This is a genomic window from Alkalibacillus salilacus (genome assembly GCF_030812915.1).
In the GTDB taxonomy this organism is placed as follows: domain Bacteria; phylum Bacillota; class Bacilli; order Bacillales; family Alkalibacillaceae; genus Alkalibacillus; species Alkalibacillus salilacus.
Map to the genome: position 1 here is coordinate 53,894 of NZ_JAUSTQ010000009.1, position 15,396 is coordinate 69,289.

Here is a 15,396-nt window from a genome sequence, read left to right on the forward strand (position 1 = left end):
ACTTTGATGCAAGAACAAATTGACACGCTGTTCACATGGTTAGACGAAACAACAACCATCATTGAACAGGAAGAAAATACACCTTATATTGAAGCGTTAATTGCTTCAAGTAATTTATTATTTGAACAACAGGTGCCTGAAGATTTAGAACCTAATTATCGTCAAAAATTAGTTGATCAAGTGAATAATGTTCAATTTGATCAATTTGATAAAGAAGCGCGACGTAAGGCTATGCAATTAGCTATTTTAAAAGGAATGAAAGGTGCTACTCAACAGCATCATTACATCACTCCGGATACGATTGGTGTATTTATTGGTTATTTAATTAATAAATTTATGGATGATGAGACTTCATATCGATTATTTGATCCAGCGGCAGGCTCAAGTAATTTGTTATTAACTATTTTAAACCAACAAGATCATCTGGATGTTGAAGCGTTTGGAAGTGAAGTTGATCCAACACTTATTCGCTTAGCTTTTAATAATACGAATTTACAAGAACGTGAAATCGAGTTTTTCCATCAAGACAGTCTAAAACCAATTTTATTAGAGCCTGTCGATGTGATTGCTTCAGATTTACCAGTCGGTTATTACCCTGATGACGATACGGCCAGTTCTTACGAATTAAAAGCAGAAGAAGGGGAACATTCCTTTGCTCACCATTTATTTATCGAACAAAGTTTAAAATATGTGAAAGAAGCAGGTTATCTATTTTTTGTTGTGCCTAGCTTCTTATTTGCTAGTGAACAGAAAGATGCTTTGCAGTCGTTTCTAAAAGAAAACGCACATATAGTGGGCGTTTTAGAATTACCGGAATCCATGTTTAAAGATGAGAAGTTCAAGCGAAGCATTTTAGTTTTACAGAAAAAAGGAGAAGCAACACGGGATCCAAATAAAGTGATGTTAGCGCAATTACCATCCTTTAAAGATGTAGAAGGAACCAATAATGTCATTCAACAGATTGATGAATGGTTCCAAAACGATCGATAAAAGGAGCTGTGTTCATGGGAGAGGAACGCGTTTTAGTCGATTTGTCACGTTGGGAAGAGGATTTGGCTTCTTATGTTTCAAATGATTTTGAGAAAATGTATGAATTGTGGGTGCAAGATCAGTTTCAAAAACTACCTAAGCATGTGCAACAACGTTTTTTTAACGGTGTGGATCAATGGTTAATTTATACTTATACCTTCCTTCAAGGAACGCAAATGCAACAGGATGCTTATGACCGATTATTGCAAATTGGCCGTACGTATGATGAAACAATCAATACGGTTGAAGATTTGAGCCGATTATCAATTGAGAAACAAACTTATCTCGCTAACCAGCACGTCGCTAAAAACCGTTTATACTCCTTCGTCCAAGGTGGTATGGCTGGTTCTGGTGGTTGGTTTTTATTAGGTGTTGATATTCCATTAATGGTGGGGTTAAATTTACGAACCATTCAATTAATCGGTACGAGTTTTGGGTATAATATGCATAACCCGATCGAAATGCTATTGGCGCTAAAAGTGTTTCATGCCGGGGCTTTACCGAAGCGATTGCGCTATGAAGCTTGGCAGGAATTAAAGGGAAATGTAAATGAATATGACTCGTTTATGGGTGAACACGAGGAATTAACGAATCCGACATGGGCAGAACAACCGTTAAAGTCCATATTTAAAACGTTAGTGATTGTGTTATCTCGTAGGAAAATGATACAGGGCTTACCAATAGTAAGCGTAGGAATTGGAGCAACTATAAATTATAAAACAGCTAAGGATGTCAGTGATTTTGCAACACGATTTTATCAATATCGTTCCATTCAATCTTCCAATAAATAAAGGTGACCATTAGATGGTCACCTTTATTTATTCATCTTCAGGTCTTACAACCAAAACGTCTACTTTCGAATAACGGGTAATGTGTTCTGATACACTGCCGATAAAGAAACGTTCGACTGTGTTCATTCCTGTTGCTCCACAGATAATTAGATCAGCATTGTATTTTGGTGCTACTTCTTTTGCAATTTTAACTTTAGGTGAACCGTGTTCGAGGTCAGTCACGACGTTTTCAACACCTTCATCTTCTGCACGATTTTGATAAGTTCTTAGCAATTCCCAAGCATCATTTTGTACCCGCTCTGATACACTACGGTCGTATGCTTCAATTGTGGAATAAACGCGTGTATCGACTACATGTGAAATGATGAGTGTAGCATTATTTCGTTTAGCAATACTAATTGCTTTTTGAAAGGCAAAATCGGATGCTTTAGATCCATCTACAGCAATCACGACATCATGATATTCGAAAGCCATATGACCCCTCCTTATTTCTACTTATATTATACCATAAATATCAGAATATTCATACTCGTATAAGACGTTGATTTATCGTTTACTTTATTCATTTTATAGGGGAAACATGGTAAAATTGGATTAGAGATGATGTAATGATAGGAGTTCTAGATATGAGACATGTCATTGTAACAGCTGGAACAAAAGGATTAGGACGAAAAATGACAGAGTATTTTCTCTCGCTAGGTTATAGTGTAACAGCAACTTATCGAACGGATGCTGAAAGAGCAAACGAACTGATCCAAACTTTTGAAGAAGAACAAGATCGCTTACAAGTTGTTTATCTTGATACGATGAACGTTTCGTCAATTCGTTTAGCCGTTAATCAAGCCTATGAGCGGTTTGGTCGCATTGATTGCTTAGTTAGTAATGCTGGGCCGTATATTTTTGAGCGTAAGAAATTGTTTGATTATACCGAAGATGAATGGCATGAGATGGTCCGTGGTAATTTAGATGCGTCTTTTTATTTACTTAAAAATGTACTGCCGATTATGCGAGAACAGAAATTTGGCAGAGTGATCTTTCTTGGATTTCAAGGTGTCGATTATAGTTCAGGGTGGATTTATCGCTCAGCGTTCGCTTCAGCCAAGGTAGGATTAGCTTCATTAATGAAGACTGTTGCATTGGAAGAAGCAGAAAACCAAATCACAGCGAATATGATTGCACCTGGTAAAATAGTTAATGAAATGAAAGAAGCAGATATCGTGGCTAGTCGTGATATAGTAGACACAGAAACACCAATAGGACGACCTGGAACTGGTGAGGATATTGCGAGAACTGTCGCTTATTTATGCGACGATCAATCAGATATGATTACTGGTACTGTGATCGAAGTAACTGGTGGATTAGACGTTATTCATAAGCATTTATCTTGATGATACTAAAAATATGTAATCCATGTTATAGTTAAATCGGTTACATAATTATAAGAACCAATATAGGAGGTTTAGTTATGAAAATTGGCGTACCCAAGGAGATTAAAAACAATGAAAATCGAGTTGCGCTTACACCTGCAGGGGTTATGACGCTTCAAGAAGCGGGTCATGATTTATTTGTAGAAACACAAGCAGGAGAAGGTTCTGGTTTCACAGATGATCAATATCGTGAAGCGGGTGCTACGGTTGTAGATTCTGCTAATGAAACTTGGAAGCAAGAAATGGTGATGAAGGTTAAGGAGCCGCTACCAGAAGAATATGATTATTTTTATGAAGGACTTATATTATTTACTTATTTACATTTAGCGGCAGAACCTGAATTAACTCAAGCTTTAATTGAACATAAAGTGACAGGCATTGCTTATGAAACAGTTGAATCTGATCAAGGCACACTACCATTATTAACGCCTATGAGTGAAGTGGCTGGTCGTATGGCTTCGCAAATCGGTGCTCAATTCTTAGAGAAAACACGTGGAGGAAAAGGTGTCTTATTAAGCGGTATTCCAGGTGTGGAACGTAGTAAAGTTACGGTTATTGGTGGTGGTGTCGTAGGTACCAATGCTGCCAAAATAGCAGTAGGCTTAGGTGCTGATGTCACAATTGTTGATTTAAGCCCGAACCGTTTACGTGAATTAGATGACTTATTTGGTAATCAAATTAATACAGTTATGTCTAATCCGTTAAATATCGAACAACAAGTTAAACAGTCTGATTTATTAATCGGTGCTGTACTGATTCCTGGTGCTAAAGCGCCTAAATTAGTCACAGAAGACATGGTCAAACAAATGACAGATGGCTCTGTTATCGTTGATGTGGCAATTGACCAAGGTGGTATTGTTGAAACGGTTGATCACATTACGACACATGATAACCCAACTTATGATCGCCATGGTGTCCGACATTATGCGGTTGCGAATATGCCAGGAGCTGTTCCTCGGACATCAACTATTGGATTAACCAATGTCACAGTGCCATATGCTTTACAGCTTGCTAATAAAGGTTATCAAGAAGCGGTACAAGATAACCCTCAATTAGCTAAAGGTGTTAATACCTTGAAAGGTCATGTGACTTATAAAGCTGTTGCCGATGCACATGGAATGGACTTCTATGATCTAACAAATTTAATTTAAAGCTTATTTCCTTAAATAATTAATAGTCACGAATAAACCCGGATGACTCCTGATCATAATAGGAGCTCATCCGGGTTTTTAGCTGAATAATTATTTTACAATGTTTTATGAAATGATTTGCAAGTCTTTAGGATATTGAGTTAAAACTAGTGGACCGTCCTCCGTCATATAAATATCATCCTCAATTCTGACACCACCAACGTTAGGCTGGTAAATCCCTGGTTCGATCGTAAATGTCATACCAGCTTGTAATGGATTTTGATTGTTCGATGCCATCGAAGGAAATTCGTGAACGTCAATTCCGATGCCGTGACCAATTCTGTGGGTAAAATAGTCGCCATAGCCTGCGTCATCAATAGTGGAACGTGCTGCTCGGTCAATTTCACCTAATGGTGTCCCTAGTTGACATGTTTCAATCGCTCGTTTTTCCGCTTCTAAAACAGTTTGATACACAGCTTGTTGCTCATTCGTTATATTGCCCACAGCTACTGTCCGGGTAATGTCAGAGCAATAGCCATTATAAACAACACCTAGGTCCATTAAGACAAAATCACCGTTTTCAATCGGCTTAGTGCTCGGTGTCCCATGTGGTGACGCTGTTTTTTCACCTGATAGGACGAGCGTGGAAAATGACATATCACGTATGCCTTTTTGTTTTAAAGCATATTCGACTTCTGCAATGATTTCTAATTCTGTTTTGCCTGGTTGAATATGGTGGACCGCCGTTTCAATAGCAAAATCAGCATAACGAGCAGCTTCTTGAAGCGCTTTTAGTTCTGATTCATCTTTGATAACACGAATTTGATTAAGTAATTGTTGCCCGTGGTAAACGTCACTTGCTTGTGTGAGGTTAAGGATGTTCTGATAACGCGAAACATTTAGATGATCTTCTTCAATAGCTAAATGCTTCGGTAATTCACCTGTTGATGTGAGCCATATTTTAATTTTGTCCCAAGGGTCTTCGTGATCGAAGTATGTAATAATATCGTTTTGCCAAGATGTGCGACGAATATCTTCCATTTCTAATGCTGGTGCTACGATTGCTTGACGCCCATTTGTATCAACATAGACAGCAATTAAACGCTCGTGAGCTTCAGCGTATAAGCCACTGTAATAAAATACATTATCTTTAGATGTCATAAACATACTATCTAAATTTCGTTCTCTTAAAGCTTCGGTTAATTGATCTAATCGTTGATTCAAGTTAATCACCTCTAAAAATTATAGTCTCTATGTGTTATCTTAAAGGATAACGGGTAATAAATGAATGGTGAAGTAATAATTTTATTTGGCTCTGTTAAAACTTAGTATTATTTTATAATACATTTATAAGTTTATAGTTGTTGAATTGTGAGAAGCGAAGGTGGCGACTCCTGTGGGAACAGCACGCGTCTCGAGACCCCGCAGGTCGTGCCTTTTGGCCGAGGAGGCTCGAGCCGTGCCCACGGAAAGCGTCCACCGAAAGCGGATCACAATATCAACAACGGACAAGATCAGAGTCTAAAATCGAAACACATAGGAGGGCATAACATATGAAAGTAAGTTATCATGGACATTCTGTTGTAAAGGTTGTAACAGACGAGCACACCATTTTAATTGATCCATTTATTTCTGGAAATGATAATTGCGATTTAAACGCTGAAGGTATGAAAGCTGATGTGATTTTATTAACCCATGGTCATAATGATCACGTCGGTGACACAGAACAAATTGCCAAAGAGAATGATGCACAAATTGTTGCACCGTTTGAATTGGCAACGTATCTTGGGAATAAAGGATTAAATGCCCATCCAATGCATATTGGTGGAGGACATCAATTTGATTTTGGATATGTGAAGCTAACACAAGCGTTCCACGGCTCTGCTTATACAGAAGAAGATGGCACCATTGTATATACGGGTATGCCAGCTGGCTTATTATTAACGATTGATGGAAAAACCATTTATCATGCTGGTGATACTGGGTTATTCTCAGACATGAAGTTAATTGGTGAGTTTAATGATATTGATTTAGCATTCTTACCAATTGGAGATAACTTTACGATGGGGCCTGACGATGCACGATTAGCAGCTGAATGGATTAATGCAGCCCGTGTTGTACCTATTCACTACAATACATTCCCATTAATTAATCAAGATGGAGAAGCATTTGCGAACTCCTTGCCACAAAACGTTGGTTATGTCATGAAACCCGGTGACGCATTAGACTTATAAAGAAATTGTAAGCAGTCGATCTGATATCGGCTGCTTATTTTAGTTTATACGCTTAATTGCTGAATATCTGGCAAACAGGTATAATAAATCTATATGATCATAGAGAATTAGGTGAGTCGATGAGCACTAAACATGAACAGATATTAAATTACATAGAAACGTTGTCGGTTGGATCGAAAATATCCGTACGTGCCATTGCAAAGGAACTCGATGTCAGTGAAGGTACGGCCTACCGTGCGATTAAAGAAGCTCAAACAACAGGGCTTGTCAGCACAATCGAACGAGTTGGGACCATCCGCATTGAACAGAAACGCAAAGAAAATATTGAAAAATTAACATTCGCTGAAGTGATTAATATTATTGATGGTCAAGTGTTAGGGGGCCGTACAGGTCTACACAAAACCTTGAATAAATTTGTCATCGGAGCTATGAAACTTGAAGCTATGATGAAGTATACTGAGAAGGGAAGTTTATTAATTGTCGGTAACCGTGTTAAAGCACAGGAGAAGGCTTTGAACGCGGGTGCGGCTATTTTAATTACAGGAGGATTCGATACAACAGACTATGTCAAAAATTTAGCTGATCGCTATGAACTTCCGGTTATTTCGTGCTCTTATGATACGTTCACTGTGGCAGCTATGATTAACCGAGCCATATATGATCAACTCATTAAAAAGGAAATTGTTATTGTAGATGATATTTATACACCTGTTGAAGAAACTCGAGTATTATATGAAGATGATCTCGTGTCAGCATGGCATGCCTTGTACGATCAAACAAAACACAGCAGGTACCCTGTTTTAAATCGAAACAATCAAGTAGTAGGTGTCGTGACATCGAAAGATATTATAAATAAACGAATTGATTTAAAAATCGAAAAAGTAATGGCTAAAAAGCCGATCGTAGCAAAAGTCTCAACGTCTTTAGCGAGTGCTGCTCATACCATGGTGTGGCAAGGAATCGAAATGATGCCAGTCGTAGATGACGCTGACACTTTTAAAGGAGTCATCAGTCGACAAGATGTGATTAAAGGATTACAAAGTAGCCAGAGACAACCACAAATTGGAGAAACCATTGATGACTTAATTCATAAGCAATTACAATCCGATGATGCGTCCAATCAGTTCGTAACAGAAGTCACGCCGCAAATGACAAATCAAATCGGGACATTATCATATGGCGTTTTCGCATCATTAGTTACGGAGGCTTGTAACCAAACCTTGAAAAAAGAAAAAACAGGAGACATGGTAATAGAAAATTTATCAATCTTCTTCATGAAACCTGTTCAGATTGGCGCTATATTAACTGTGACCCCAGAAATTCTTGAATTAGGTCGGAAGTTTGCCAAGATAGACGTGCAAATATTCTCTGACCAAGAATTAGTGAGTAAAGCCATGGTTATGACGCAATTGATCAATCGTTAGTCTAAGTCACCAGCTTCTTGTAACCTAATAATCTCACCACGATAATGCTTAAAGACTTTGTAGCCATGAACGATTTGAGCACCGCCGAGAATTAAGAAGAGAATACATACGAATAAGGCGAATTGCGTTTGATAAAAACCGTATGCATTAATCCCGAAAGACGCGATAAACACGCCTAAAGCTATTCGTGCTTTACCATTCGTATAGTGCATATACAGAGGATTTTTATGATTCAAGATTCGGACTTTAAAATATAAATAAAAAACGATTGAAACGACAAAGATTGTCACGAGAATAATCAATTTAAACGCTCCTTTTATGATCAAATCCGTATCTATTGTACCGATTTTTGGCGTGAAAGGCTAGTGACAATTATGAGAAAGGATGCCATTTATGCAACGTGAAATCATTCAACAAATCAAACAACATAGTACGATTATCCTGCACCGTCATGTTCGACCTGATCCTGATGCTTATGGCTCACAGGTCGGTTTAGCTAAAATAATTGAGGTCACTTATCCTGAGAAACAAGTATATGTTGTCGGTGAAGAAGACCCAAGTTTAGCGTATCTAGCTGAACTCGACGACATTAAGGATGAGACTTACGAAAATGCCTTAGTGATTGTTTGTGACACAGCTAATGAAGAACGTGTTTGTGATCAACGACATCGCCAGGGAAATTATTTGATTAAAATAGACCATCATCCCAACCGTGAACCTTATGGTGATGTGATGTGGGTTGACCCTGATGCATCATCAACATGTGAAATGATTTATGAACTATATGAAACAGCACAGGCTGATGGTTGGGTGATGACCAATGAAGCTGCACGTTTAATCTATGCTGGTATTATTGCCGATACTGGACGATTCTTGTTTCCAAATACAACTGAAAGAACATTTAAAGCAGCGAAATCTCTTATTCAATATGACTTTGATCGTCAATCATTACATGACAATTTATACCGTGTTTCGCTTAATACGGCTAAATTCAAAGGGGAGTTATTATCAAATCTAGAGCGTCGTGAAAGTGGATTAGTTGTTTTTAAACTAACACAAGAAATGCTGAACCATTATGATGTAACTCCTGAGGAAACGCACGCTTTTGTAAGTGTGCCTTCAGATATAGAGGGCGTTTTAGCGTGGGTGTTTTTCGTAGAAGAAGAGGACGTTATTCGAATTCGTTTACGCTCGAAAGGTCCTGTGATTAATGGAGTTGCTGAACAGTTTGATGGCGGCGGGCATCCAATGGCATCAGGGGCTAAAATACCTTCCTGGGATCAGGCTGAGGATGTCATCGACGCATTAGATGCAGTTTGTTTAGATTACCAATCATAATAAAAGAGCTCAGCAAATAGCTGGGCTCTTGTTTAACTCGTGCGATTTTCTGGGATGAACCATGAACCGATGTCTGTATGGTCTTCAAAGATTTCTAAGTTATTAGCTTTTATTCTACGTTTCATTAGTCGGATGAGCTCTTCGGTTTCGGCATAAGCTGAATAACCATCCATTAGACGGTTCACCTTTTCGTTTGCAAGTCTTTGTTTAAAATTTACAAACATAGGACTCACCTCTTCCTATAAGTTAACCTTATACAATGATAAGATTTTAATTATATTATAACCATATTCAAACATTCTATATCAGTTGACAATGAAAGTTTGCAAAACCGTCAATAATTTATGACAGTTTTATGACGAAGCAATTTTAACTTCGATACTTAAAATTAAGGTGGGCCCAATGGTCATATGCCTGACCGCTAATTGGTAATCGACATCTCGAATATTAAACGTTTTATTTTCTATTGTACGCAATAACAAGGTGCGTTGTTCAGACAAAGATATAATGTTTTGACCGACGACTGACTCAAGTTCATCTAATAAAATTTCTTTTAATTCGTGAGTGGTGAAGCGATCTAAATCTAATTTCTCCGCATTGGTCCATGAGATCTCAATCTTCTGCACCGTAACTCGTTGCTCAGCCTCTTCATTTAAGTCACTTTGATCACTTTTTAAAAGTTCATTCTCTTGTTCTAATTCATGTAGTTCATTTCGGATGGATAGATTCTCTTCAATCCATCGTTCTGTATGTTGCCCGTATACAAATAAAAAAAAGATATAACCGATGACTACACCAGTTAAAACGCCGATTAGAAATGTTTGCCAAGATGCTTTCTTGTAATAAGGAGGGATGTGCATGTCACAAATCTCCCTGTGTTAACCAGTTAATTAACATAATACCTGATTTGACTCCACTCATAGCTGAAATAATGAGTGCTATTTGTCTAATGACATCGATCGTCGATGCTTCGAAAATTCCTCTTTCAAATGTTGATATAGCATCAAACGTCCCACCAATAGCTGCGACAATTGCCCATATTCTTAATTTTTTCGCAGCTAACATCATTTCAGACAAAGGGGGTTGTCCAGTTAGATAACCACCTAAACTACCAAATAATGCGCCTCCTGTTAACACACCAAACGCAATGAAAAAGCATTTTATAATTGAAATAACCATACGTTCTTCCATATTATCGACCTTCTAGCCTTTTTAGTCGTGTTAAACTACTTGCAGACAAGCAGTCTTAATTACTAAAATGTATGTTTTTCTTATTTGATTTATGTGATTGATTTCAACTTCGTCCTTTCTCCTATATAATAATAGTAGAGAGTATGAAGTCGAAGAGTAAGTAGGTGATTGATCCATGGATTTTGTGCATTTACAACTTTATAGTAGCTACACCCTGATGAAAAGTGCCATATCAATTGAAAAAGTCGTCCAAGAAGCAAAGGAAAAAGGCTTTAAAGCTCTAGCCTTGACGGATGAAGGTGTGTTGCATGGATCGTATCATTTTGTACATACATGTGAACGACATGGAATTAAACCCATTGTGGGTATGACAGCTCATGTATACATAGCAGATGAACCCCGCCCTGTTCGGATGATTTTATTAGCCCAATCAGAAACAGGGTTTCAATCGTTAGTAACATTATCTAATAAGGAACATGTTCTAAAAGAATCAATCTATTTAGAGGATATCGAACACGCAGATGATTTGATTGCGATCGCTTCGTTTTATCAAACAGTATTCGAAGACCTCATTTATTTACAAGATTACGATCAGTTAAATGACTTATTAGGATTGTTAGATGGTCATTTGGATGATTGGTATATTAATTTGCAACCTCATGGAACGTCGTTGATTCAGTCATGGCTCTATAATCAAGGTCATTCTTATCGACATAAAGCCGTGGTTACGGATAACGTGCGTTATGTCCGTGAACGTGATTTGATTGGATATCAAGCGTTACAAGCCATGCAGCATCAAGCAACGATTCACCAACAGTCATCGTTAAATGATAATGTGTCACATTTAAAATCGTTAAATGAATATGATGAAACATTCATAGATGAATGGCGAGATGCGTTTGAACGGACGACAGTGATTGCTGATCAATGCCACTTGACCATGTCACAAAAATGGTTTGATTTGCCGGAATTTCCAAAAGAACAGGCTGATGAAACGTCAGAAGAGATGTTGCGTCGGTTGTGTGAAGATTCGCTTAAATATAAATATGATGGTGCAAGTCAACCTCAGGCAATGAAACGATTAGATCATGAACTCGATACGATTAATCAAATGACATTTGCCGATTATTTCTTAATTGTATGGGACCTTGTAAAATATGCGAAAAAGGAAGGCATATTAGTAGGACCAGGACGTGGTTCGGCTGCGGGGTCGATTGTTGCTTATTTATTAAATATTACAGATGTAGATCCCATCAAACATCAATTATTATTTGAGAGGTTTTTAAATCCGGAACGACAGTCGATGCCGGATATTGATATTGATTTTTCGGATTATCGACGGGATGACGTGCTCCATTATGTAAAAAATAGATACGGCGATGATCGAGTCGCTCAAATCATTACGTTTGGAACATTTCAAGCGCGTTCAACTATTAGAGAATTAGCTAAAGTGTTCCAGATAAGTCGTGAACAACTAACGTATTTACTTAATGCGATCCCACAACAAACAAATTCCTTGAAACAAGCGATTAAGCAAAATGAAACATTAAAGGATTATATTACTCAAACAGATCAATTAAAGAAAATGTTCCAGGCTGCTTTTGTGATAGAAGGATTACCACGACATCATTCTGTTCACGCTGCGGGTGTTGTGATAAGCGATCGCCCACTCACGGGAAGAATTCCAATGTTTCCAGGCGCTGAGGGTGTTTTGTTAACACAACTCCCTATGGAAGAGCTTGAAGCATTAGGGTTATTGAAGATGGACTTTCTAGGATTGCGAAATTTAACATTAATTGAACGGATGTTGAAACAAATTCGAGAGCGTGAAGGGAAGACCTTAACACTTGAACAAATCCCAGAATATGATTCCAAAACATTTAAATTATTGCAAAACGGTTTAACAACAGGCGTTTTCCAATTAGAATCATCAGGTATGAAGAAAGCGTTACGCACAATTAAGCCAACATCATTTGAAGATATCGTGGCCGTTATTTCACTATATCGACCAGGACCTATGCAATTCATTGATACATTCTCAAAACGGAAACACGGTTTTGAGACCGTAGAATATGTTCATGAGGATTTAAAATCAATATTACAACAAACGTATGGTGTATTGATCTACCAAGAACAGATCATGCAAATTGCCAGTGAATTAGCTAATTTTACGATGAGTCAAGCCGATTTATTAAGAAGGGCGATTAGTAAGAAGGATCGAGAAGCCATTGAACAATTACGTCGTGAATTTCTGATCGGTGTAGAAGAAAAGGGTTATGAATCATCATTGGGTGAACAAGTATTTTCATGGATTGAACGTTTCGCAGATTATGGTTTCAATAAAAGCCACGCTGTAGCCTACTCAATGATTGCTTACCAATTAGCTTATTTTAAAGCACATTATCCAGCATATTTTTACGCTGAGTTACTGACTTCAATGATGCATGATGCCAACAAATTAGAAATGTATATAAAAGAGGCAAGGCAAGTTGGTGTTAAAGTCTTACCCCCCTCAATTAATGAAAGTTTTGGTAAGTTTACTGTAAAGGACCACCAGACCATTCGCTTTGGGTTATTAGCTATAAAAGGTTTAGGGAAACAAATCTATGAGGAGATTATTCGAGCACGTGGGCAAACGCCTTTTCAGGGGTTATTTGATTTTTGTCAGCGTGTATCGTTAAACATCGTGACACGTCCAATCCTTGAATCGATTATTATTGTAGGTGGATTTGATGATATACACCCTCATCGCGCGCAGTTGTTAGCTTCTGTGGTACAAGCGATTGACCAAGGGGAATTATTTTCGGGTATGGATGAATCATTTAATATGAATGTTCAATATACTAATGTTCCTGACTTTTCCATTTTAAAAGCGATTAATATGGAACAGGAAGTGATGGGCTTTCGAATTAGTGAACACCCATTTCATCGTATGAGACGTGGCTTAACCCGCGAAGGATACTTATCAACGAAACAATTCAAACAACTCCCCTTGAAAAAAAGGGGTAAACTGACATTAACGGTTAATCAAGTCAAAACAATCCGGACTAAACGCGGTGAACAAATGGCCTTTGTTACATTGGAAGACGAATATGGAGAAATAGACGGAGTTGTTTTTCCGAAATTATACCGTCAAATCGGACGTGATCTCGACGAGGAAAAAACGGTGCAAGTATCAGGTGACTTGGATGAAAGAAATGGTCAGAAGCAACTCATCTTACAACAGGTTGATTTTATTGATTTAGATCAATTAGAAGTTGATGATCATCGAAAAGTGTTTATTAAGTTACTTCATGAGGGTGAACAAGCACAATTAGATTATATTAAGCAAATACACACTCATTTTCCTGGTAAAACACCTATTACGATTTATTCTCCACAACAGAATCAAGTCTATCAATTAGCACCAGCATTTGATATTCATGTTCACGATGAAAGTATTCAAGCTTTAAGAGATTATTTCACAGAGGGTCATGTTGTTGTAAAATCGTAGTTGTGATGTGAGGATGCACATCACGACTTACGACTTTACATGTTGGTTTGATTTGTTATAATTAATTGCGTTAGTGGTCTGACCATTTATGAAAAGGAGCGGTATAAGTGGCGAATTTAAAAGCAGAAGCATTACAAATGCACAAGGCAAATCAAGGGAAATTAGCAACTCATTCGAAAGTTCCAATCCGCAATGCAAGAGATTTAAGCTTAGCTTATTCTCCAGGTGTTGCTGAGCCTTGTAAAGCGATCTATGACAATAAAGAATCTGTTTTTGACTATACAATGAAAGGCAATATGGTAGGGGTTGTGACGAATGGGTCAGCAGTACTCGGACTCGGAAATATAGGTGCTGATGCGTCTCTTCCAGTTATGGAAGGTAAATCAGCTTTATTCAAAGGGTTTGCAGGAGTGGATTCCTTCCCTATTGCTTTAAATACAGAAGATGTTGATGAATTCGTTCAAACTGTGAAGTTAATGGAGCCCACATTTGGTGGTATTAATTTAGAAGATATCGCAGCTCCTAAATGTTTTGTTATAGAAGAACGTTTGAAAAAAGAAACAAATATTCCAATCTTTCATGATGACCAACATGGTACAGCCATTGTCACTGCTGCAGGACTGATTAATGCCCTTAAACTATCAGGTAAATCGTTCTCAGATATTAAAGTCATTGCTAATGGTGCTGGCGCAGCTGGTATTGCTATTATTAAATTACTTTATAATTTCGGCGTGCGCGATATGATTATGTGCGACTCACGCGGAGCCATTTACGATGGTCGTGATGAAGGTATGAATGATGTAAAAGATGAAGTGGCTAAATTCACGAACAAAGATAAAGAAGCAGGTACATTAGAGGAAGTGATGGAAGGTGCCGACGTGTTTATTGGCGTATCAGTTGGTGGCTTATTATCAAAAGAAATGGTCGAGTCGATGAATGATGATCCGATTATCTTTGCGATGGCAAATCCAGATCCTGAGATCACTCCAGATGATGCGAAAGAAGCAGGGGCTAAAGTAATTGGTACAGGTCGTTCAGACTTTCCAAACCAAGTGAATAATGTATTAGCGTTTCCTGGTATTTTCCGAGGTGCATTAGATGCTCGGGCAACTCGGATTAATGAGCGAATGAAGGTAGCTGCTGCTGAAGCGATTGCAGAATTAGTCGGTAATCAATTATCAGCGGATTATGTCATTCCTGAACCTTTTGATTCTCGTGTGGCACCAGCTGTTGCAGGAGCTGTAGCACGTGCAGCCATGGAATCAGGTGTGGCTCGAGTTGATGTTGACCCGGATGATGTCGTGAAGCGGACACAACAATTAACTGATATTGGCTAAGG

The 15,396-nt window shown here is 38.1% G+C and carries 15 protein-coding genes; 9 read left to right on the forward strand and 6 right to left on the reverse strand.

From position 1 onward, the window contains the following. The first annotated feature begins 6 nt into the window (after positions 1–6). Together J2S77_RS10735 and J2S77_RS10740 are read left to right on the forward strand one after the other, a co-directional pair. Entirely contained in the window at positions 7–990 is a 984-nt protein-coding gene (locus tag J2S77_RS10735; protein ID WP_306977221.1) for a class I SAM-dependent methyltransferase, read from the forward strand. Between the two features lie 14 nt (positions 991–1,004). Next, a complete protein-coding gene (locus J2S77_RS10740) occupies positions 1,005–1,820 on the forward strand; it encodes an EcsC family protein (protein ID WP_306977222.1) in 816 nt (271 codons plus the stop codon). A 27-nt stretch (positions 1,821–1,847) separates the two neighbouring features. Here the strand turns inward: J2S77_RS10740 and J2S77_RS10745 are convergent, their stop codons facing one another. Continuing rightward, positions 1,848–2,294 (reverse strand): universal stress protein, encoded by a 447-nt coding sequence (locus J2S77_RS10745; RefSeq protein WP_306977223.1) that lies wholly within the window; start codon positions 2,292–2,294, stop codon positions 1,848–1,850. A gap of 152 nt (positions 2,295–2,446) precedes the next feature. On the opposite strand from J2S77_RS10745, the gene J2S77_RS10750 reads away from it, so the two are divergent. Further along, positions 2,447–3,208 (forward strand): SDR family oxidoreductase, encoded by a 762-nt coding sequence (locus tag J2S77_RS10750; protein ID WP_306977224.1) that lies wholly within the window; start codon positions 2,447–2,449, stop codon positions 3,206–3,208. 77 nt (positions 3,209–3,285) lie between these two features. Next, on the forward strand, positions 3,286–4,398 hold the full coding sequence (gene ald / locus J2S77_RS10755; protein WP_306977226.1) for an alanine dehydrogenase: 1,113 nt from the start codon (positions 3,286–3,288) through the stop codon (positions 4,396–4,398). A gap of 105 nt (positions 4,399–4,503) precedes the next feature. On the opposite strand, the gene J2S77_RS10760 is transcribed toward ald, so the two are convergent. Next, a complete protein-coding gene (locus J2S77_RS10760) occupies positions 4,504–5,601 on the reverse strand; it encodes a M24 family metallopeptidase (RefSeq protein WP_306977228.1) in 1,098 nt (365 codons plus the stop codon). Between the two features lie 329 nt (positions 5,602–5,930). Here J2S77_RS10760 and J2S77_RS10765 point away from each other — a divergent pair, with 329 nt between their 5' ends. Both J2S77_RS10765 and J2S77_RS10770 read left to right on the forward strand, forming a co-directional pair. Then, on the forward strand, positions 5,931–6,611 hold the full coding sequence (locus tag J2S77_RS10765) for a metal-dependent hydrolase (RefSeq protein WP_306977230.1): 681 nt from the start codon (positions 5,931–5,933) through the stop codon (positions 6,609–6,611). A 119-nt stretch (positions 6,612–6,730) separates the two neighbouring features. Beyond that, on the forward strand, positions 6,731–8,035 hold the full coding sequence (locus tag J2S77_RS10770) for a DRTGG domain-containing protein (protein WP_306977232.1): 1,305 nt from the start codon (positions 6,731–6,733) through the stop codon (positions 8,033–8,035). On the opposite strand, the gene J2S77_RS10775 is transcribed toward J2S77_RS10770, so the two are convergent. After that, positions 8,032–8,337 carry a YtpI family protein gene (locus J2S77_RS10775; RefSeq protein ID WP_306977234.1) on the reverse strand — a complete coding sequence of 102 codons (306 nt, stop codon included), beginning with the start codon at positions 8,335–8,337 and terminating at the stop codon, positions 8,032–8,034. The genes J2S77_RS10770 and J2S77_RS10775 overlap by 4 nt on opposite strands. 91 nt (positions 8,338–8,428) lie before the next feature. On the opposite strand from J2S77_RS10775, the gene J2S77_RS10780 reads away from it, so the two are divergent. Then, positions 8,429–9,373 carry a DHH family phosphoesterase gene (locus J2S77_RS10780; RefSeq protein WP_306977236.1) on the forward strand — a complete coding sequence of 315 codons (945 nt, stop codon included), beginning with the start codon at positions 8,429–8,431 and terminating at the stop codon, positions 9,371–9,373. 32 nt (positions 9,374–9,405) lie between these two features. Here J2S77_RS10780 and J2S77_RS10785 read toward each other — a convergent pair whose 3' ends face one another. The 3 genes from J2S77_RS10785 to J2S77_RS10795 all read right to left on the reverse strand — a co-directional run bounded on the left by J2S77_RS10785 (position 9,406) and on the right by J2S77_RS10795 (position 10,564). Further along, positions 9,406–9,597: a YtzJ family protein gene (locus J2S77_RS10785; protein ID WP_306977238.1), complete on the reverse strand. Its 192-nt coding sequence runs from the start codon at positions 9,595–9,597 to the stop codon at positions 9,406–9,408. Between the two features lie 129 nt (positions 9,598–9,726). After that, the gene (gene ytrI, locus J2S77_RS10790) at positions 9,727–10,233 is read right to left on the reverse strand and encodes a sporulation membrane protein YtrI (RefSeq protein WP_306977239.1); all 507 of its coding nucleotides are present in this window, start codon (positions 10,231–10,233) and stop codon (positions 9,727–9,729) included. 1 nt (position 10,234) lies between these two features. Beyond that, on the reverse strand, positions 10,235–10,564 hold the full coding sequence (locus J2S77_RS10795) for a YtrH family sporulation protein (protein WP_306977242.1): 330 nt from the start codon (positions 10,562–10,564) through the stop codon (positions 10,235–10,237). Positions 10,565–10,739: 175 nt separating this feature from the next. Here J2S77_RS10795 and dnaE point away from each other — a divergent pair, with 175 nt between their 5' ends. Both dnaE and ystJ read left to right on the forward strand, forming a co-directional pair. Beyond that, complete coding sequence (gene dnaE, locus J2S77_RS10800; RefSeq protein WP_306977243.1) at positions 10,740–14,057, forward strand: DNA polymerase III subunit alpha; 3,318 nt, start codon at positions 10,740–10,742, stop codon at positions 14,055–14,057. A gap of 137 nt (positions 14,058–14,194) precedes the next feature. Then, positions 14,195–15,394: an NADP-dependent malic enzyme gene (gene ystJ, locus J2S77_RS10805; RefSeq protein ID WP_306977318.1), complete on the forward strand. Its 1,200-nt coding sequence runs from the start codon at positions 14,195–14,197 to the stop codon at positions 15,392–15,394. Positions 15,395–15,396 lie beyond the last annotated feature (2 nt).